The organism is Xanthomonas cassavae CFBP 4642 (assembly GCF_000454545.1).
Classification (GTDB): domain Bacteria; phylum Pseudomonadota; class Gammaproteobacteria; order Xanthomonadales; family Xanthomonadaceae; genus Xanthomonas; species Xanthomonas cassavae.
Genome location: NZ_CM002139.1, coordinates 4,528,425 through 4,547,812, shown reverse-complemented (window position 1 = coordinate 4,547,812; position 19,388 = coordinate 4,528,425). Strand labels below are relative to the sequence as shown.

Sequence of the window (19,388 nt, the reverse complement as noted above, 5' to 3'; positions counted from 1 at the left end):
TCGCACGCGCTTGGCCCGCTGCGACGCGGGTACGTGCGCCCCTCAAGGCATGCGACCGCCTGCTGTGCAATCGCAGGTTGCAGGTCGAGCGATCAGCCATCGAGCAGAACATGGCGCATTGTCTGTTGCGCGGCAAGCAGCCGGTGATCGTGATCGACTGGAGCGATTTGAAGCCTGATACGCCCAGTGTTTCCTAGACATCTCAAGGTCATAGAAAAGGTTAAACGCACGACCACTGATGCAAGCGCGCGCTCCGGGCAGCGTGTGGCCGGGTGCGCCGCGTTTGCCGGCACTGCGAAGGCAGGGCGCGCCAAGGCGCCTGGATGGGCCGAGCCCACCGATCACGTGCCTGGCAACGCAGATCCACCGAAGCGATGCTTGCATCCGGTCAACTGGCCCACAACAAAAAAGCCCCGCAATGCGGGGCTCTCATTGATGCAAACCGACCTCAGCGCTTCATCGAACTGAAGAACTCGTCGTTGGACTTGGTGGTCTTCATCTTGTCCAGCAGGAATTCCATCGCGGCGATCTCGTCCATCGGGTGCAGCAGCTTGCGCAGGATCCAGATCTTCTGCAGCAGCTCCGGCTCGATCAGCAGATCTTCGCGGCGCGTGCCCGAACGGTTGATGTCGATCGCCGGGTACACACGCTTTTCGGTGATGCGACGGTTCAGATGCACTTCGCTGTTGCCGGTGCCCTTGAACTCTTCGTAGATCACCTCGTCCATCTTGCTGCCGGTTTCCACCAGCGCGGTGGCGATGATGGTCAGCGAGCCGCCTTCTTCCACGTTACGCGCCGCACCGAAGAAGCGCTTCGGGCGGTGCAGGGCGTTGGCGTCCACACCACCGGTGAGCACCTTGCCGGAGCTGGGCACCACGTTGTTGTAGGCGCGCGCCAGGCGGGTGATGGAGTCGAGCAGGATCACCACGTCCTTCTTGTGCTCGACCAGGCGCTTGGCGCGCTCGATCACCATCTCGGCGACCTGCACGTGGCGCGCAGCCGGCTCGTCGAACGTGGAGGAGATGACCTCGCCGCGCACGGTGCGCTGCATTTCGGTCACTTCTTCCGGGCGCTCGTCGATCAGCAGCACGATCATGTGCACTTCGGGGTGATTGGTGGTGATGGCCGTGGCCACCTGCTGCATCATCATCGTCTTACCGGCCTTGGGCGGGGAGACGATCAGCGCACGCTGGCCCTTACCCTGCGGTGCCATCAGATCCAGGATGCGGCCGGTGATGTCTTCGGTGGACCCATCGCCACGTTCCAGACGGAAGCGGCGACGCGGGAACAGCGGGGTCAGGTTCTCGAACAGCACCTTGTTCTTGCTCGCTTCCAGCGGCTCACCGTTGATGGTGTCCACGATCGACAGCGCGAAATAGCGCTCGCCGTCCTTGGGGAAGCGGATGCGGCCGGACAGGTGATCGCCGGTACGCAGGTTGAAACGGCGGATCTGGCTGGGCGAGATATAGGTATCGTCCGGGCCGGCCAGGTAGCTGGCTTCGGCAGCACGCAGGAAACCAAAGCCATCGGGCAGGATTTCCAGCACGCCGTCGGCGGCAACGCCTTCGCCATGACGGGTCAGCACCTTGAGCAGGGCGAAGATCACGTCCTGCTTGCGCGCGCGCGCCACGCCTTCCTGGATGTTGAGCTGGTCGGCGATGTCCAGCAGCTTCTGCGCCGGCATCCGCTTGAGGTCGCTCAGCGAATAGACCGGGAAGCCCTCGGGCACGGCTGGGTGCGGACGCGCCACGAATGGTTCGTTGCTGCCATCGGAGGACGGCATGCCGCCGCCTTCATTGCCGAAGCGGTCGCGCGGCCCCCGGTCGCGGCGGTTGCGGAACCGGTCGCGGCGATTGCCCTGCTGATTCTGCCCCTGGCCCTGCTGGTTCTGGCCGCCGTTCTGGCCCTGACCCTGCTGCTGACCTTGACCTTGACCTTGACCTTGACCTTGACCTTGGTTTTGGTTTTGGCCCTGGCTTTGCGCCTGATTCTGGTTCTGCTGTTGCTGCGCCTGATTGAAGCGCTGCTGCTGCGACTGGCCACCTTCGCGGGACTCGCCCTGGCTGTCGCCGCCCTGGTAGGCGCTGGGAGCGCTGCTACTGCTGGCAGCTGCGCCATCGCCGGACGTCTGCGCCGGTGCCGATTCGGCAGCGTGCGACGGTGCCTGCGGGGCGCGGGGTGCATCGGGTGCGGGGCTGGCGGGCAAGGGCAGGTTGGGTTGCTGCGTGCCGACATCGTCATGGGCGACGGCGGCCTTGCTCACGCGCGGCTTGCGCACGCGCTTCTCGACGGGAGCGTCGAGGCTGCTCCCGGTATCGGAGGAAGGTTGATCGGACAAGTGCGTGATTCCTCGCTAAGGTGCGAGCGCCCAGCTAGGGGGCGAACTATTGGTAGATGGGAGTCTAGAAGAGTTTCTAGAGGGGTACGGCGGCGCACGAACGTGTGCCGGACCAACTGACACTATCACCGCGGTGCGTGGCCGCGCAAGCGTCTGCCGTGGCAGGATTTAACTGCTGGCGAACCGCGCAGGCGCCCATTGCTGGACGCCCACCCAACTCAGGCGGCCGCACCGCCCAAGGTCTTGTCGATCATCTGGGTCAGCTGGCCCTTGCCAACGGCCCCGATCTGGCTGGCCTGGACCTCACCGTCCTTGAACAACAGCAGCATCGGGATCGAACGGACGTGGTACTTGATGGCCAGGGCGCGGTTCTGGTCCACATTGACCTTGGCAACCTTGAGCCTGCCCTGGTAGGTATCGGCCAGATCGTCCAGCACCGGGGCGATCATCTTGCACGGGCCGCACCATTCGGCCCAGAAATCCACCAGAACCGGTTCGCAGGATTGCAGTACAGCTGTCTCGAAATCGGCATCGCCGACATGTTGAACCTTGTCGCTCACGTTGGGTCTCCTGGAAACCAAACGGCCCACCCGATCGGGCAGGCCGCTACATTGCGTTAAACTGGGGCATTGCGCGACTGAATCAAGTGTCAGTCCTGAAGCCGCGCTGTCCGCCACAAGAGCCGCAGTTTGCGACGCTGTCGGCATCGATGCAAGCCGCGCCCGGGCTGCCCAGGGCGCCTCACGAAGACGGAATAATGAGCGACAAACCGCTGACCGATTTGACTTTTTCCTCGTTCGACCTGCATCCGGCGCTGATCGCCGGGCTGGAGAGCGCCGGGTTTACCCGCTGTACCCCGATCCAGGCGCTGACCCTGCCGGTCGCGTTGCCGGGCGGCGATGTCGCCGGCCAGGCCCAGACCGGTACCGGCAAGACCCTGGCGTTCCTGGTGGCGGTGATGAACCGCCTGCTGATCCGCCCGGCGCTGGCCGACCGCAAGCCGGAAGATCCGCGCGCGCTGATCCTGGCCCCGACCCGCGAACTGGCGATCCAGATTCACAAGGACGCGGTGAAGTTCGGCGCCGACCTGGGCCTGCGCTTTGCGCTGGTCTACGGCGGGGTGGACTACGACAAGCAGCGCGAACTGCTGCAGCAGGGCGTGGACGTGATCATCGCCACCCCGGGCCGGCTGATCGACTACGTCAAGCAGCACAAGGTGGTCTCGCTGCACGCCTGCGAGATCTGCGTACTGGACGAAGCCGACCGCATGTTCGACCTGGGCTTCATCAAGGACATCCGCTTCCTGCTGCGGCGCATGCCCGAGCGCGGTACGCGGCAGACCCTGCTGTTCTCGGCCACGCTCAGCCATCGCGTGCTCGAGCTCGCCTACGAACACATGAACGAGCCGGAGAAGCTCGTCGTCGAAACCGAGTCCATCACCGCCGCACGGGTGCGCCAGCGCATCTATTTCCCGGCCGACGAAGAGAAGCAGACGCTGCTGCTGGGTCTGCTGTCGCGTAGTGAAGGCGCGCGCACCATGGTGTTCGTCAACACCAAGGCATTCGTCGAACGGGTGGCGCGCACCCTGGAGCGCAACGGCTATCGGGTGGGCGTGTTGTCGGGCGATGTGCCGCAGAAGAAGCGCGAATCGCTGCTCAACCGCTTCCAGAAGGGCCAGCTCGAAATCCTGGTGGCCACCGACGTGGCAGCGCGTGGCCTGCATATCGACGGGGTCAAGTACGTCTACAACTACGACCTGCCGTTCGACGCCGAGGACTATGTGCATCGCATCGGCCGTACCGCGCGGCTGGGCGAGGAAGGCGATGCGATCAGCTTCGCCTGCGAGCGCTATGCGATGAGCCTGCCGGACATCGAGGCCTATATCGAGCAGAAGATCCCGGTCGAGCCGGTGACCTCGGAGCTGCTGACCCCGCTGCCGCGCACACCGCGCACGCCGGTGGAAGGCGAAGAGGTCGGCGACGACGCTGGCGACAGCGTGGGCACGATCTTCCGCGAGGCGCGCGAGCAGCGTGCCGCCGACGAGGCCCGCCGTGGTGGCGGCCGCAGCGGTCCGGGCGGTGGCGGTTCGCGCAGCGGTAGCGGTGGCGGTCGTCGCGACGGCGGCAGCGCCGATGGCAAGCCGCGTCCGCGCCGCAAGCCGCGTGTGGAGGGCGAGGCGCCGGTTGCAGCGGTGGCATCGGTTTCGCCGGTGGTTGCCGACGCGGCAACCGTTGCCCCGTCCATCAACGCCGATGGCGAGCGTGCACCGCGCAAGCGGCGGCGTCGTCGCAACGGCCGGCCGGTCGAAGGTGGCGAGCCGGTCGTGGCATCCACGCCGGTGCCGGCACCCGCCGCGCCGCGCAAGCCCACCCAGGTGGTCGCCAAGCCGGTGCGTGCCGCGGCCAAGCCGGCCGGCAGCCCATCGTTGCTTAGCCGGATCGGGCGCCGCCTGCGTTCGCTGGTGTCGGGCAACTGACGTCCGGGCGAAGCAATCGCATCGCCGGTGTTCGGCGATGCGACGCAAGCGCTGGCGCTCCGGCATAATCGCTGAATGACCGTTCTGCGTTTCGACAACGTCAGCAAGCACTACGCCGGTGGCCACCAGGCGCTGACCGATGTCAGCTTCGAAGTGGCCGATGGCGAGATGCTGTTCGTGACCGGCCACTCCGGCGCCGGCAAAAGCACCCTGCTCAAATTGATCCACCTCAGCGAGCGGCCCAGCCAGGGCGCGGTGCTGCTGGGCGAACGCAACCTGCTCAAGGTGCGCGGCCGGCAGATTCCGCTGCACCGTCGCCAGGTGGGCGCGGTGTATCAGGACCATCGTCTGCTCAACGACCGCAGCATCGCCGAGAACGTGGCGTTGCCGTTGATCCTGCGCGGCACCCGGCGTGCCGAGATCGGCAAGCGCGTGCGCTCGGCGCTGGAGCGCATCGGTCTGGCCCATCGCGAAAAGGCCTTGCCGTCGCAGCTCTCTGCGGGCGAGCAACAGCGCGTTGGCATCGCGCGTGCCATCGTCGGCGAGCCGCGGTTGCTGGTGGCCGACGAACCCACCGGTAATCTGGACCCGGCCCTGGCCGCCGAGATCATGCAGCTGTTCGCCGAACTGCCTGCGCGCGGCACCAGCGTGCTGGTGGTCAGCCATGATCTGGCGCTGCTCAAGCAGATGCGCAAGCGCGTGCTGATCCTGGATCACGGCCGCCTGGTCGACGACATCTCGCCGCAGGATCTGGCCGAATGAGCAAGCTCGCCAATACCGAAGCCGTGGCGCCGTCGCGGTTCGGCGTGTGGATCGACCACCACCTGCACAGCATCGCCTTCAGCCTGGGCCGCGCAATGCGCAAGCCGTGGGCCACGTTGCTGACCATCGTGGTGATGGCCTTGGCGCTGGCGCTGCCGCTGGGGCTGTCGATCGCGCTGGACAACGTTAAGCTGCTGGCCGGCAGCGTGCAGCAGTCGCGCGAGATCAATCTGTTCCTGAAGGTCGAGATCGCCGTCGATGCGGCGCAGGCGCTGGCCGGCGAGTTACGCGCCCGTCCGGACGTCGCCAAGGTGATGTTGCGTACGCCCGAGCAAGGCTTGGCCGAGCTACGTGAGAGCGCAAAGCTCGACGAGGCCGCCGACGCGCTGGGCAACAATCCGCTGCCCACCTTGCTGATCGTGACCCCCACCGATGCCGCCGATGATGCGCAACTGGCCGGCGCGCTGCAGGCGCTGCCGCAGGCCGATCAGGTGCAGCACGATGCGCTGTGGCGCAAGCGTCTGGATGGCTGGCTGCACTTTGGCGAGCGTCTGGTGCAGGTGCTGTCGGCCCTGCTCGGCATCGGCGCGGTACTGGTGGTCGGCAACACCGTGCGGCTGGACATCCAGTCGCGGCGCGAGGAAATCGGCGTGCTGCAGCTGCTGGGCGCCAGCGACGGCTTCATCCGCCGCCCGTTCCTGTATCTGGGCGCCTGGTACGGCCTGGGCGCCGGCGCGGTCGCGCTTGCTCTGATCGCCGCCTCCGGCCTGGCCTTGCGTACACCTTTGGCAACATTGGCCGATAGCTATGGCAGTTCCTTTACCCTGCACGGGCTGGATCTGCTGCATTCTGCGATGGTGCTTGTCGGTACCCTGGTGCTGGGTTGGCTGGGCGCCTGGCTGGTGACCGGCCACTTCCTCCGCCAGACCCGTCCCACCGAGACCTGAGGCCTGCCATGCATCCACCAGATCTCAAACACCTGATCAGCGACGCACCGCGCGTGATGGTCGTCGATGGCTCGAAGCTGGTGCGCAAGCTCATTGCCGACGTGCTCAAGCGCGACCTGCCCAATGTGCAGGTGATCGGTTGTTCCAGCATTGCCGAAGCGCGCGACGCGCTGGAAGCCGGCGCCATGGATCTGGTCACCACCTCGCTGTCGTTGCCCGATGGCGACGGCCTGACGCTGGCGCGCAGCGTGCGCGAAGCCGCCGGCCAGGCCTATGTGCCGGTGATCGTGGTGTCCGGCGATGCGCAACAGCATCTGGTCGAACGCCGCTTCACCGAATACGTCACCGACTATTTCGACAAGGCGCTGGGTCACGAAGCCCTGGCCACCTTCATCCGCGGCTACGTGCAGCCCGAGCCGGTGGTGGGCGCCACCGTGCTGTACATCGAGGACAGCCGCGTGGTGGCCGAGGCGACCAAGCGCATGCTCGAGCGCCAGAGCCTGAAGGTGGTGCACGTGCTCACCGCCGAGGACGCATTCGCGCTGCTCACCGCCGAATCGCTGGGCCGGACCGAGCGCCGCATCGACGTGGTGCTGACCGACGTCACCCTCAAGGGCGAGCTCAATGGGCGCGATGTGGTCGAACGCATCCGCATCGACTTCGCCTACGGCAAGCGCCGCCTGCCGGTGCTGGTGATGACCGGCGACACCAACCCGCGCAACCAGTCCGAGCTGCTGCGCGCCGGTGCCAACGATCTGGTGCAAAAGCCCATCGAAGAGCGCCTGCTGGTCACCAAGGTGCTGTTCCAGCTGCGCCTGGCACGCCTGGAAGACCAGGCCGTGATGCTATGACCGAAGGGGAGGGACGCATCCAGCTGGAACCATCGTGGAAGGCAAAGGTGGGTGATTGGTTGCTGCGCCCGGAAATGCAGGAGCTGTCTGCGTTCTTGCGCCAGCGCAAGGCGGCCGGCGCGCGGGTGTTCCCGCCCGGTCCGCAGATCTTCGCCGCCTTCGATGCCACCCCGTTCGAGCAGGTCAAGGTGGTGATCCTGGGCCAGGATCCGTATCACGGCGAAGGCCAGGCGCATGGGCTGTGCTTTTCGGTGTTGCCGGGCGTGCCGGTGCCGCCGTCGCTGCTCAATATTTACAAAGAAATCCAGGACGATCTGGGCATCCCGCGTCCCGATCATGGCTATCTGATGCCGTGGGCGCGCCAGGGCGTACTGCTGCTCAACGCGGTGCTGACGGTGGAGCAGGGCCGGGCCGGCGCGCACCAGAACAAGGGCTGGGAAGGCTTCACCGACCACGTGGTGGAGACCCTCAACCGCGAACGCGAGGGCTTGGTGTTCCTGCTGTGGGGCAGTTACGCACAGTCCAAGGGCAAGGTCATCGACCAGGCCCGGCACCGCGTGTTCAAGTCCCCGCATCCTTCACCGTTGTCGGCGCACCGCGGTTTCCTGGGGTGCAAGCATTTCTCCAGGACCAACGAGCAGTTGCAGCGCCGTGGTCTGAGCCCGATCGACTGGTCGCTGCCGCCCCGCAACGCCCTGGACACAACCTCTGCCACCGGCTGAACGGCCCCGACGCCAGGCCCATTGGCGGCAGATTTGTCACCGTCTACGCAGGGTGTCGGTGGTAGCGTAGTGATCGAAATCGGGGAGCTCCACGGTAGAACGCCGTAAGGATCTCCAGCCCGAATGTCCTATGAATGGAACGCTGGGAACTCTTTCTATACCCGGCAGTCCAATAGTTCGACTGCTAAGATGGTGCCTATGAACCAGACTACTTCGACTGCCCTTGTGGCAAACAATCTCCCGATTCCCAGTGCGCTCGGTTCGCTGGACGCCTACATCGGTGCCGTGCACCAGATCCCGGTGCTGTCGGTCGATGAGGAGCAGAATCTGGCCCGCCGTTTCCGCGATGAGCTAGATTTGGACGCGGCGCGTGAACTGGTCCATTCCCACTTGCGCTTCGTGGTGCATGTGGCCCGCGGCTACAACGGCTACAGCCTGCCGCTGGGCGACCTGATCCAGGAAGGCAATATCGGCCTGATGAAGGCGGTCAAGCGCTTCGACCCGGACATGGGCGTGCGCCTGGTCAGTTTTGCGGTGCATTGGATCCGTGCGGAAATGCACGAGTTCATCCTGAAGAACTGGCGTATCGTCAAGGTCGCCACGACCAAGGCGCAGCGCAAGCTGTTCTTCAACCTGCGCAAGTCCAAGACCCGCCTGGGCTGGCTCAACGCGTCCGAAGTGACCGCGGTGGCCAAGGATCTGAACGTCTCCGAGCGTGAAGTCATGGAGATGGAGTCGCGCCTGTCCGGGCGCGATATCGGCTTCGATGCCTCCTCGGACGAGGACGACGACCATGGCCCGCCGTCGCCGGTGAGCTATCTGGTGGCCAACGAGGAAGATCCCTCGCAGGCGTACGAGCGGCACGACAGCGAAGATAATCAGCTGCAATTGCTGCGCGAAGGCATGGCCGGCCTGGACACGCGTTCGCGTGACATCGTCAAGCGTCGCTGGCTGGATTCGGAGTCCAAGGTGACGCTGCAGGAATTGGCCGACGAGTACGGCGTGTCGGCAGAGCGTATCCGCCAGATCGAGGCGAATGCGCTGAAAAAGATGAAGGCGCTGTTCGTGGCCTGATCCAGCCGACATGCGGTAAACGTTGAAAGACGGCCCGGGCAACCCGGGCCGTTTTGCATTGGGGCGCCTTGCGCAAAGGTTGCAGCAGGCCTTGAGGGCTTGGCCGGTAGTTCACTCCGGCGAGCGCGCCACCGGCAGATGCCAGCCATAACGGATAGCCATGAAACGCAGGCCGAAACACACACCGGCGCCGGTCGCCAGCGACCAGGCCTGCGGCACTTTCAGCATGTGCCCGATCGCGACCAGCCCGCCACCGGCAAGCGCTGCCACGGCATACAGTTCGGCCTGCAGCACCACCGGCGTGCGTGCGACCAGCAGGTCGCGTGCGATGCCGCCGCCGATACCGCTGAGCATGCCCAGCAAGGTCGCGCTAAGTGGGCTGAGGTGGTAATCCAGCGCCTTGCTGGTGCCGTAGACCGCAAACAGCGCCAGCCCCGCCGCATCGAAGATCTGCACCGGGTTGCGCAGGCGCTCTACCGCCGCATGCCAATAGAAGCCGGCAACGCCGGCCAGGCAGGCGGTGAGCAGGTACTGCGGCTGTACCAGCGCGGCCGGCGGGGTGGCGCCGATCAGTACATCGCGCACGATGCCACCGGACACCGCCGCCGCGCACGACAGCACCAGCACGCCGAACAGATCCAGGCGATTGCGCACCGCCACCGTCGCGCCGCTCAGGGCGAACACGAAGGTGCCGAGCAGATCCAGCAGGAACAGGACAGTCGCCACGGTCAGGCCGTCGAATCAGGCCGCACAGCATCGCGTACCGCGCGGGCCGCTGTCACCCGTCCTTGCTGTCGGGCGGCGGGTCGTCGGTAGCGCCGCCGAAGATGATGCGCGCGGCGCGCTGGTAGCTCCAGTACGCCATCGCCCAGTTCACCAGCACCACGAAGCGGTTGCGGAAGCCGATCAGGAAGTAGACGTGCGCGGCCAGCCAGAACCACCACGCCACGATGCCGGACAGCTTGAGCTTGCCTACGTGCACGATGGCCGCCATGCGCCCGATGGTGGCCAGGTTGCCGAAGTCCTGGTACCGGAACGCGGCTGCCGCCTGGCCGCGCTGACGTGCACGGATCGCCTTGGCGATGTGCTTGCCCATCTGCTTGGCCGCCGGCGCCACGCCCGGCACCGGCCGTCCGTCCTGCTGCACCGAGGCGAGGTCGCCGCCGACGAAGATGTCCGGATGGCCGGGCACGCTCAGGTCCGGCTCCACCAGCACCCGGCCGGCGCGGTCCAGCGGCACGCCGAGCGTGCGCGCCAGCGGCGAGGCCGCCACGCCCGCGGCCCACACCACGGTGCGCGCGGGCACGAAGGTCTCGCCGAGCTGGTAGCCCAGCGCATCGATACGGGTGACCGGGGTGCCGGTGTGCACTTCCACGCCCAGGCGCTCCAACTGCTTGCGCGCCTTGGCGGTGAGGTCGTCCGGGAACGAGGGCAGCACGCGCGGTCCGGCTTCGACCAGGCGCACCCGCGCCTGGCGCGGGTCGATGTGGCGGAATTCGTTCTTGAGCGTGTGGCGGGCGATTTCGGCCAGGGTGCCGGCCAGTTCCACGCCGGTGGGGCCACCGCCGACCACCGCAAAGCTGAGCCATGCGGCGCGTGCGGCGGGATCGGTTTCGGCTTCGGCGCGCTCGAAGGCCAGTAGCAGCTTGCGGCGCAGCACCAGCGCGTCGTACAGCGTCTTCAACCCGGGCGCGTGCTCGGCCCACTGGTCGTTGCCGAAGTAGGCATGCGTGGCCCCGGTGGCGAGCAGCAGCAGGTCGTAACCGACCGTCTTGCCGTCGGCCAGAACCACCTCGCGGCGGCCGGGCGCGATTTCGACCACATCGCCGAGTTGTACTTCGACATTGCGCTGCTCGCGCAGGATGTGCCGCAACGGCGCGGCGATGTCCGGCGCCGACAGGCCGGCGGTGGCCACCTGGTACAGCAGCGGCTGGAACAGATGGTGGTTCTGGCGATCGATCAGGGTGATGCGGATGCCGGGATCGTCGAGCGCGCGGGTCGCCCACAAACCGGCAAAACCGCCACCTACCACGACCAGATGCAGCGGAGCGGGGGAGGGGGAAGAGGTCATCGTAGAAGTCCGATGGAACGCGACGCGGGCTCGACAGCATGCCAATGTGCCAATGAACATGACGCGTGGGCGCAGCGCGCCTGCGGCATCATGTCGCATCATCTTCGACGGTCTTCGCATGTCTTCGTTCCCACCGCCCCTGCTCCCGCTGCCAACTGCGCCAGCGCCTGCTGCAGCACCGATCGCCCCTGCGGCACCTGCGGCCCGGAAGCCGCTCAGCGGCGTGGCTATCGGCTTGATCGGCATCCTGGCCTGCGCGAGTCTGTTCGGGGTGGTGGTGCTGGCCGCGGCCATGTGGCTGGTCGACACGGGCTGGTCGGTATTTACCGGCCAGGCGCGCAGCGCGCTGCAGGACGATGCGGTGGTGCAGGAACATATCGGCCAGATCCGCAGCATGCGGGTGGATCTGCTGCGCACGGGAATGGCACCGGGCGGCGAAGAGTTCGTGTTCGATGTGGAAGGCGACCGGGGCGCCGGGCGCGTCAAGGCGACCTGGGTCAGTGCCGGCGCCGATCAGGAGATCCTGAGCGATGGGGTGCTGACCCTGCGCGATGGCACCGAGTCCACCTTGCCGGCTGCAGAGACGGCAGAAGAGGCCACGCTCGATGCCGATGCCGAAACAGATCCGGAAATGGACATCGAGACCGCAACCGAAATGGAAACCGTCACCGACGCTGCAGTGGAGCATTGAGCATGACCGACAATCCCGACAAGCGGATCGCCTTGCTGATCGACGCCGACAACGCGCCTGCCGGCAAGATCGATGTGGTGCTGGCGGAAGTGGCGCGCTACGGCGTGGCCAATGTGCGCCGCGCCTACGGCAACTGGAAGAGCCCGCACCTGAAGGGCTGGGAAGCGGCGCTGCACGATTATGCAATTCGGCCGATCCAGCAATTTGCCTATAGCTCGGGCAAGAACGCCTCGGACATGGCCATGGTGATCGACGCGATGGACCTGTTGTACGCGCGCAACCTCGACGGGTTTGCCATCGTCTCCAGCGATGCGGACTTCACCCCGTTGGTGATGCGCCTGCTGACCGATGGCATGAAGGTGTATGGCTTTGGCGAGAAAAAGACGCCGGCACCGTTCGTCAATGCCTGCTCCAAATTCACCTACGTGGAAGCGCTGGGCGAGCAGGCCGCCGCAGCCAGCGACACTGCCGCCGGGCGCAAGGACGCGACCGCATTGCGCAGCGACACGCGGCTGGTGCAGATGCTGCGCAATGCTATCGTCAGCGCCTGCGAAGACGATGGCTGGGCGCTGTTGAGCGCGGTGGGCAAGCAGGTGGCCAACCAGGCCTCGTTCGATCCGCGCAACTACGGCTATCGCAAGCTCAGCGATCTGGTGCGCGCGATTGGCTTGTTCGAGATCAAGCAGGACGAGCAGGCATTGTGGGTGCGCGACATGCCCAAGGGTGGGCGTGGCAAGCCGGCGCAGCCCACTGCTGCGACGACACGCCCCGCGGCTGCCAAGCGCTCGGCACGTGCGCCAGCCAAGCCTGCAGCAGGGAGCTGAGCATGACGCAAGACGCAAATGTGCCCATTACAGCAACGCCCGCCATCACGCTATGGGGCCGGCGCAATTCCAGCAATGTACGCAAGGTGTTGTGGTGCGCCGAAGAAGCCGGCGTGGCCTATGCCTCGATCGAGGTGGGGGGCGCGTTCGGTGGCAACACCACGCCGGACTATCGCGCGCTGAACCCGAACGGGCTGGTGCCGACGCTGCAGGATGGCGCGCTGGTGCTGTGGGAATCCAATGCGATTGTGCGGTATCTGGCTGCGCAGTACGCACCGGCGCTGTATCCGACATCGCCGGCCGAGCGCGCGCTGGGCGATCGCTGGATGGACTGGACCACATCGACGTTTGCCGGTGTCTTTCGCGATCTGTTCTGGGGCGTGCTGCGCACACCGGAGGCCGAGCGCGATCATGTACGCATTGCCGCTGCGCTGGCGCAGTCGGGCGAGCTGCTGGCACGCGTGGATGCGGCCTTGGCGCAGCAGCCGTATCTGTCCGGCGAGCAATTCGCGATGGGCGATGTTCCGCTCGGAAGTTTCATCTACGCCTGGTTCGAAATGCCGATCGACCGGCCCGGGCTGCCGCATTTGCACCAGTGGTATCAGCGCTTGTGCGCGCGGCCGGCGTACCGGCGTGGCGTGATGACGGCGCTGACCTGAGTGTCGTGCCTGCGCTGAGGCCTGCGTGATGCATTGCAGGCACATGCGCGCCGCGACTGCAAATCAATGGGCCAGCACACCGCGCGGCCCGATGGATCGCGTCTGCTGTAGGAGCGCACCCGGGCGCGAGGGCAGTGCCGGTAATGCCACGTCGCGCCCAGGTGCGCTCCTGCAAAACCCGGAGAGATCGCGCACCGTGGATCCGGCTGCTGCCGGTGCGCGAGACGCACCGGCCTTAATACAGATCGATCGGATCCACATCCAGCGACCAGCGCACGCGCCGCGCCTGCGGCAGCGCGTAGATGGCCGGCAGTTGGGTGTCGAGCAGGCGATGCAATGCCACGCGTTGTTGCGCCGACAACAGCAGTTGGGTGCGCTGGAAGCCGGCGCGGCGCGGCATCGGCGCCGGCATCGGGCCATAGCATTCGACTGCCGCCACGGCGTGCGTGGGCACGCCGTCGTCTGCGCTGGTCAGGCTGCGCACCGCCTGCAGGAACTGGTTGGCCGCCGCCACGTCCTTGGCCTCGGCGCGGAACAGTGCCAGGTGGGCGAACGGCGGGAAGCCGGCGGCCTGGCGTTGCTGCAACTCGGCATCGGCAAAGGCGTGATAGCCGCCGTTGACCAGGGTCTGCAGCAGGGGATGGTCGGGATGGTGCGTCTGCAGCCACACCTCGCCGGGGCGATCGGCGCGCCCGGCGCGTCCTGCCACCTGGATCAGCTGCTGGGAGAGTTTTTCGGCCGCGCGGAAGTCTGCAGAGAACAGGCCCTCGTCGATGCCCACCACCACCACCATGGTCAGCCGTGGCAGGTCGTGGCCCTTGGCCAGGATCTGGGTACCGACCAGGATGCCGGCCGCGTTGCCGAGCCGGGCGAGTTGGGTTTCCAGGGCGTCGCGGCGCTGGGTGGTGCTGCGGTCGATGCGCACCACCGGCACGTCCGGGAAGGCCTCGCTGAGGCGTTCTTCCAGCCGCTCGGTGCCGATGCCCTGCGGCTGCAGCGCCAGGCTGGCGCAGGCCGGGCAGGCCAACGGCGCGGGCTGGCGCGCGCCGCAGTGATGGCATTGCAGGCGGCGGCCGCCGGCATGCACGGTCATCGGGGTCTGGTGCAACGGCGTGCTGCAGCGTTGGCAGGCCGCGGTCCAGCCGCAGTCGTGGCACAGCAGCACCGGCGCGTAACCGCGGCGGTTCTTGAATACCAGCACCTGTTCGCCGCGGGCCAGGGTGGCGCCGATGCCGGCCAGCACCTCCGGCGAGAGCCCGTCCTTGAGCGGGCGCTTGCGCACGTCCAGCACGCGCACGCGCGGCGGGCGCGCTTCGCCGGCCCGGCGCGACAGGCGCAGGTGCCGGTAGCGACCGGCGTAGGCGTTGTGCAGGCTTTCCAGCGAGGGCGTGGCGCTGCCCAGGATCACCGGCACGTCCAGCGCCTTGCCGCGCACCAAGGCGAAGTCGCGGGCGTGATAGCGGATGCCGTCCTGTTGCTTGTAGCTGCCGTCGTGCTCCTCGTCGATCACGATCAGCCCGGCCCTGGGCAGCGGCGTGAACACCGCCGAGCGGGTGCCGACGATCAACTGGGCTTCGCCGCGCCAGGCCGCGGCCCAGACGCGGGCGCGCTCGCCATCGGACAGGCCCGAGTGCAGTGCATGCACCGGCACCCCCAGGCGCGCGCGGAAACGGCCCAATGTTTGCGGGGTTAGCCCGATCTCCGGGACCAGCACCAGCGCCTGGCGGCCGGCGGCCAGGCAGTCGGCGATCGCCTGCAGATAGACCTCGGTCTTGCCGCTGCCGGTGACGCCATCGAGCAGATAGGTGGCAAAGCCGCTGCGCGCACGAATCGCCACGGCTGCGGCCTGTTGCTCGTCGTTGAGCGCCGGGCCGCTGCCGGGACGGGGCGGGAGGGCATCGGCAGCCACCGCCACGCGTTCGGCATGGCCACGCTTGGTCAGGCTGCGCGCGGCCTGCCGCCACTGCGGCAGCAGCGGGTCCAACTGGTCTTCGCTCAGTGCGCCGGCCTGCAGCAGGCCAGCCAGCAAGGCGGGGCGGCTGCCGGCGCGCAGGCTGCTCGCACCGGTGTGCCCGGCCTCAGTGAGCTGCCAGGCCCAGGCGTGGGTGTCGGCCAGCGGCTCGCCGCGGCGCAGCGGGCCGGGCAGGGCGCTGGCCTGGGCCTCGCCCAGCGGCGCATGCGTGTAGCGGGCCAGCCATTGCAACGAGCGGGCCAGTTCATCCACCAGCAGCGGCGCCGCATCGCACCACTCCAGCGCCGGGCGCAGCCCGTCGGCCGACGGCAGCTGGCCGATCTCCACCACCACCCCGACCAGCTCGCGCGGGCCGAACGGCACCCGCACCCGGCAGCCCACCCGCCCTTGACCGGGCTGCGCGGCATCGGCGGGGGGCAGGTAATCGAACAATTGCGGCAGCGGCACCGGCAGGGCGACGCGCAGCGTGGTGACAGTCGAAGGCATTCGCCCAGTCTACCGATACTGTCCAGCGGGCCCGAGCAGGCCGGTTTGTGCGCGTGAAAGCGGTGTGATCAGTTGCAGCGCTTTTCTGTGACCGAAGTGATAAATACGACGTAAACCTATGTGAGGGCTCAGGAAACCGGTTTATCCACACTGCCTGTGGATAAACCTGTGAATTACGCGCGTGCTCCACGCCGTGAAGGCGGATTCACTTGCCTTGGCAACCTCTTGGACATTTTTTCGCCATCTGGTGAAAATGCTTATAGATCAATCGGTTGGGCGTGAAACACGAATGCAACAAAGAAAAAAAACCAGTTGACAGACGGGGGCGTATCGGTATGTCTGCCGCTGTGCACAACGTGCGCGGACAGCGGTCGGGAGCGGAGCAACGACGTGGCGATCTGTCAAGCGGTCGGCGCGGCCGATCTGCGTCGGTATCATGCCGGCCGATGCTGGAGTTCACATGACCGTAGTCCCCGACGCCCCCGTTACCCCCGCCGCGCTGTCAGCCTTCCTGCGGGGCGTCGAACGCCGGGGCCTGGTGCTCGCACAGCTGCAGGGCGGCGACGGGGCAGCGGCCGAGCGGGCCCTGGCGGCGGCGCTGCGTGCCTTCAGTAGCCAGGCGGCCGGGCGGCCGATGGCTGGCTGGCCGATGCGCTTCTGGAGCCTGCTGGCGGCGGCGCCGCCACTGCGGCGCGACCCCATGCCGGGCACCTGGTTGCCGCCCTTCACGGCACTGGGCCGGATGCAGACCTCCGACCGGCTGGCGCTGCTGCTGCGGATCGTGGCCGGGCTGGAGGAGGATGCCGCCAGCGAGGTCCAGGGCGTGGCCGTGGCGGATTATCGCCAGGCGCTGGCACGCGCCTGCCCACGCGATGCGGCAGGCAACCCGGACGCCCAGGCGTGGCGGGTGCTGGCCGAGGCGGCGCAGCAGGAGTTGCGCGACCTCAACCCGTCCCAGCTCAGCCGGTTGAGTCAGCTGCGCGATGCGGCGCTGGCCGGCATGCCGTTGCAGCCGGCCACCCCGGCAGAGCCCTCGCCGTCGCCGGTGCGGCAGCGTCCTGCGCGCGTGCGCAGCAGGCGGCAATGGCAATGGCCCCGGGTCGATCGCCGCCAGGCCGGCATCGCGCTGGGCGTGCTGGCACTGGCGATGGTGGTGGCGGTGTTGGCCTGGTGGTGGACGCATCGCCGGCCGGTATTGCCGCCGGAGCCGGTGTCGCAGGCCCCGGCGGGCGTGCTGCATGTGACCGATGCCGCCCCGGTCCTGGTGGAAGAACTGCCGGCGGCCGACCTGCCGGATCAGCCCGCCGCCCCCGCGCTGGATGCACGCGACCAGACGATGCTGGCCGACCCCGACCTGGAACTGGCGCGTTCGGCCGATTTCTACGCCTGGTATGCGGCCGGGCATCCGATCCCGGCCGACGAATCCGGCGCACACGCCACCGCAGCCGAACAGTCGTCGGCGCCACTGGAGACTGTCGATGACGAAAACTAACTGGGCAGCACTATTGCTGTGCGCCGTCATCGGCAGCGCCGGTGCGCAGGCCCTGCCGGCCGCGCTGGATGAAGGTGGCGCCACGGCGTCCGCTGCGACGTCGTCGGCCGCGCCCAGCGCCGCGCAGCAACGCGCGCGCTGGGCCGCACTGACGCCCGTGCAGCAGGCCGACCTGCGCGCCCGCTACGCCGCCTGGAAGGACCTGACCGCCACCGACCGGGTGGTGCTGCGCCAGGCTCGCGAGCGCCTGCAGGGGCTGCCCGAGGACCAGCAGCGCGCCCTGCGCACCCAGTTCACCGCACTGGATCGCCTGCACCGGGACGGTTGGCGCCTGGGCTCGCAGCTGGGCAACTTCTATCCGCAGCTGCAGCCGCTGGTTGGCTATGTGCCGGTGGCGCAGCGCGAGCAGGTGTTGGCCGTGCTGCGTAGCCTGGATGCCGGCCAGCTGGCGCAGCTGGCGGTCCTGGCGCAACGCACGCCGCCACAGGAGCGCGATGGTCTGCGTGAGGCACTGCTGGCGCAGGCGCCGGCCACGCGCGGCAGCTGGTTGAGCCGTCAGCTGGCGCGTTGATGGCCCGCGCCGCGGCGGTGGGTAAGCGCTGACACGCCGCACCTTCGATGGCAACTGCGCACACCGCCGCAACGCAAGCCTGATCGCAGCCAGCGCTGAAGCGGTGCTCCATGCCTGCTTGAATCTGCAAGGCCTGATTAAAGACGCGCCAGGCTGGCCACCATCAGCAGCGCAGCGGCCACGGTGACGACGACCAGATAGATGCCGCCCAGGCCAACGTACTTCAGCACCGTCAGCGGCCAGCCCTGCCCATACACACGCCGCTGCATCCACAGCAGGTACAGCGGCATCCACAGCGTCAGCCCGAACTGGACCAGCCCGATGCTCCAGGCGATCGGGCTGGCGATCTGCACCAGCGCCTCGGCCAGCAGCGACAACAGCAGCATGGCCAGCAGATTCAGGCACAGGAACGCGTGGCTGTAGAGCGCGACCACCAGATGTTCCAGATACACCCGGCCGCTGCGCAGGTAGAACACGCGCAACAGCAACGCAAACAGCGGTACCAGCACCAGCAACGTGGACGGCACCGCGGCGAAGAAGGCGTTGTAGAGCAGTTGCGGGTTGCTGCGCAGGCGCGGCAGGCTGTCGCGGATATGGCGGAGCTGCACGTTGAGCCAGCGGTTGGCGAACGCCGGCAGCGGCGCCCATGTCAGCGGATTGCTGACCGGATCCCAGGGCTTGCCGGCCACCGAAAAGAACGTGGCGTTGTCGGGTGCATCCACCGCCGGCGCGGCACTTTCCAGGCGCGCGCCCTGATGCAGTTGCGCCAGCCGTTCACGCGCTTCGTTCTCGGCGCGGGCGATGCCGGCATCCACGCCGTCGCGGGCAATGCCCGCCGGAACCACCTTGCGGGTCTGCAGCAGCGCGCCGACCAACTGCGCGCGAACCGCTTCCACCTGTGCCGGTGTGCGTGCATGCGCAAAGTCCTTGGGTACCGACGTCTGGGTGACGTCGGCCCCGGTGACCGCGTGCGCGTCGTCTGACGCATGCACCGCCAGCCGGGCGATGAAGAATGTCAGCAGGTTCAGCACCAGGAACAGCCGCATCGGCGCGACGTAGCGCACGCGATGGCCGCCCAGGAACCGCTGCGCCACGCGGCCGGGCACCAGCAGGTCGCGCAAGGTGCGGAGGATTCGTCCATCCAGGTGCCAGAACGATTCGAAGACCTCTTCCACCGCATGCGCAACGCTGCGCACCGGGTTGTGCGCGCTCTGGCCGCAGGCGTGGCAGAACGCGCCCTGCAGGGCAGTGGCGCAGTTCTCGCAGTCCGAAGGATGCGCGGTGGGCGGGTGCAGGAACATGGCCGGATCCGGTTGGCGGTGAGGGACGCTGCGTGCCGGGCCGAGCCGCCTCACGGCCGTGCCTGGCAGGCCATGCAGCGTATCGTGCGGCGCGGGCCCACACCATTGGCGATGACGGTGTGTGGCCACCGCAATCGCCGTGCGCTGCCGG

At 67.5% G+C, this 19,388-nt stretch carries 17 protein-coding genes; 11 read left to right on the top strand and 6 right to left on the bottom strand.

Features of this window, described 5'->3' with window-relative positions:
* Window positions 1-448: 448 nt before the first annotated feature.
* Window positions 449-2,338 (bottom strand): transcription termination factor Rho, encoded by a 1,890-nt coding sequence (rho, locus tag XCSCFBP4642_RS0120250; protein WP_033898604.1) that lies wholly within the window; start codon window positions 2,336-2,338, stop codon window positions 449-451.
* A gap of 218 nt (window positions 2,339-2,556) precedes the next feature.
* Window positions 2,557-2,898: a thioredoxin TrxA gene (gene trxA, locus XCSCFBP4642_RS0120245; protein WP_029221376.1), complete on the bottom strand. Its 342-nt coding sequence runs from the start codon at window positions 2,896-2,898 to the stop codon at window positions 2,557-2,559.
* Between the two features lie 197 nt (window positions 2,899-3,095).
* On the opposite strand from trxA, the gene rhlB reads away from it, so the two are divergent.
* The 6 genes from rhlB (at window position 3,096) to rpoH (ending at window position 9,170) form a co-directional block, all read left to right on the top strand.
* The gene (gene rhlB / locus XCSCFBP4642_RS0120240; RefSeq protein WP_029221375.1) at window positions 3,096-4,814 is read left to right on the top strand and encodes an ATP-dependent RNA helicase RhlB; all 1,719 of its coding nucleotides are present in this window, start codon (window positions 3,096-3,098) and stop codon (window positions 4,812-4,814) included.
* Window positions 4,815-4,889: 75 nt separating this feature from the next.
* Window positions 4,890-5,576: a cell division ATP-binding protein FtsE gene (gene ftsE, locus XCSCFBP4642_RS0120235; RefSeq protein ID WP_003484499.1), complete on the top strand. Its 687-nt coding sequence runs from the start codon at window positions 4,890-4,892 to the stop codon at window positions 5,574-5,576.
* Window positions 5,573-6,523, top strand: a complete 951-nt coding sequence (gene ftsX, locus XCSCFBP4642_RS0120230) for a permease-like cell division protein FtsX (RefSeq protein WP_029221374.1) — start codon at window positions 5,573-5,575, stop codon at window positions 6,521-6,523. The genes ftsE and ftsX overlap by 4 nt, the downstream gene beginning before the upstream one ends.
* Window positions 6,524-6,531: 8 nt before the next feature.
* Window positions 6,532-7,374: a response regulator gene (locus XCSCFBP4642_RS0120225; RefSeq protein ID WP_029221373.1), complete on the top strand. Its 843-nt coding sequence runs from the start codon at window positions 6,532-6,534 to the stop codon at window positions 7,372-7,374.
* Complete coding sequence (gene ung, locus XCSCFBP4642_RS0120220) at window positions 7,371-8,096, top strand: uracil-DNA glycosylase (RefSeq protein WP_029221372.1); 726 nt, start codon at window positions 7,371-7,373, stop codon at window positions 8,094-8,096. The genes XCSCFBP4642_RS0120225 and ung overlap by 4 nt, the downstream gene beginning before the upstream one ends.
* Window positions 8,097-8,294: 198 nt before the next feature.
* Window positions 8,295-9,170 carry an RNA polymerase sigma factor RpoH gene (gene rpoH / locus XCSCFBP4642_RS0120215; RefSeq protein ID WP_029221371.1) on the top strand — a complete coding sequence of 292 codons (876 nt, stop codon included), beginning with the start codon at window positions 8,295-8,297 and terminating at the stop codon, window positions 9,168-9,170.
* 111 nt (window positions 9,171-9,281) lie between these two features.
* Here the strand turns inward: rpoH and XCSCFBP4642_RS0120210 are convergent, their stop codons facing one another.
* Together XCSCFBP4642_RS0120210 and XCSCFBP4642_RS0120205 are read right to left on the bottom strand one after the other, a co-directional pair.
* Window positions 9,282-9,896: a trimeric intracellular cation channel family protein gene (locus XCSCFBP4642_RS0120210; RefSeq protein WP_029221370.1), complete on the bottom strand. Its 615-nt coding sequence runs from the start codon at window positions 9,894-9,896 to the stop codon at window positions 9,282-9,284.
* Between the two features lie 52 nt (window positions 9,897-9,948).
* Window positions 9,949-11,241 carry an NAD(P)/FAD-dependent oxidoreductase gene (locus XCSCFBP4642_RS0120205; RefSeq protein ID WP_029221369.1) on the bottom strand — a complete coding sequence of 431 codons (1,293 nt, stop codon included), beginning with the start codon at window positions 11,239-11,241 and terminating at the stop codon, window positions 9,949-9,951.
* Between the two features lie 118 nt (window positions 11,242-11,359).
* Here XCSCFBP4642_RS0120205 and XCSCFBP4642_RS0120200 point away from each other — a divergent pair, with 118 nt between their 5' ends.
* Genes XCSCFBP4642_RS0120200 through XCSCFBP4642_RS0120190 form a run of 3 tightly spaced genes read left to right on the top strand, consistent with a single transcriptional unit; the run spans window position 11,360 to window position 13,415 of the window.
* The gene (locus XCSCFBP4642_RS0120200) at window positions 11,360-11,932 is read left to right on the top strand and encodes a hypothetical protein (protein ID WP_029221368.1); all 573 of its coding nucleotides are present in this window, start codon (window positions 11,360-11,362) and stop codon (window positions 11,930-11,932) included.
* Window positions 11,929-12,756 (top strand): NYN domain-containing protein, encoded by an 828-nt coding sequence (locus XCSCFBP4642_RS0120195; protein WP_029221367.1) that lies wholly within the window; start codon window positions 11,929-11,931, stop codon window positions 12,754-12,756. The genes XCSCFBP4642_RS0120200 and XCSCFBP4642_RS0120195 overlap by 4 nt, the downstream gene beginning before the upstream one ends.
* A gap of 2 nt (window positions 12,757-12,758) precedes the next feature.
* Entirely contained in the window at window positions 12,759-13,415 is a 657-nt protein-coding gene (locus tag XCSCFBP4642_RS0120190; protein WP_029221366.1) for a glutathione S-transferase family protein, read from the top strand.
* Window positions 13,416-13,650: 235 nt separating this feature from the next.
* Here XCSCFBP4642_RS0120190 and XCSCFBP4642_RS0120185 read toward each other — a convergent pair whose 3' ends face one another.
* On the bottom strand, window positions 13,651-15,873 hold the full coding sequence (locus XCSCFBP4642_RS0120185) for a primosomal protein N' (RefSeq protein WP_029221365.1): 2,223 nt from the start codon (window positions 15,871-15,873) through the stop codon (window positions 13,651-13,653).
* A gap of 460 nt (window positions 15,874-16,333) precedes the next feature.
* Between XCSCFBP4642_RS0120185 and XCSCFBP4642_RS0120180 the strand changes: the two genes are divergently transcribed.
* Together XCSCFBP4642_RS0120180 and XCSCFBP4642_RS0120175 are read left to right on the top strand one after the other, a co-directional pair.
* Window positions 16,334-17,365: a membrane protein gene (locus XCSCFBP4642_RS0120180; RefSeq protein WP_029221364.1), complete on the top strand. Its 1,032-nt coding sequence runs from the start codon at window positions 16,334-16,336 to the stop codon at window positions 17,363-17,365.
* Window positions 17,352-17,936 carry a DUF3106 domain-containing protein gene (locus XCSCFBP4642_RS0120175; RefSeq protein WP_029221363.1) on the top strand — a complete coding sequence of 195 codons (585 nt, stop codon included), beginning with the start codon at window positions 17,352-17,354 and terminating at the stop codon, window positions 17,934-17,936. The genes XCSCFBP4642_RS0120180 and XCSCFBP4642_RS0120175 overlap by 14 nt, the downstream gene beginning before the upstream one ends.
* A 137-nt stretch (window positions 17,937-18,073) precedes the next feature.
* Here the strand turns inward: XCSCFBP4642_RS0120175 and XCSCFBP4642_RS0120170 are convergent, their stop codons facing one another.
* Window positions 18,074-19,237, bottom strand: a complete 1,164-nt coding sequence (locus tag XCSCFBP4642_RS0120170) for a DUF3667 domain-containing protein (protein ID WP_029221362.1) — start codon at window positions 19,235-19,237, stop codon at window positions 18,074-18,076.
* Window positions 19,238-19,388: the final 151 nt, after the last annotated feature.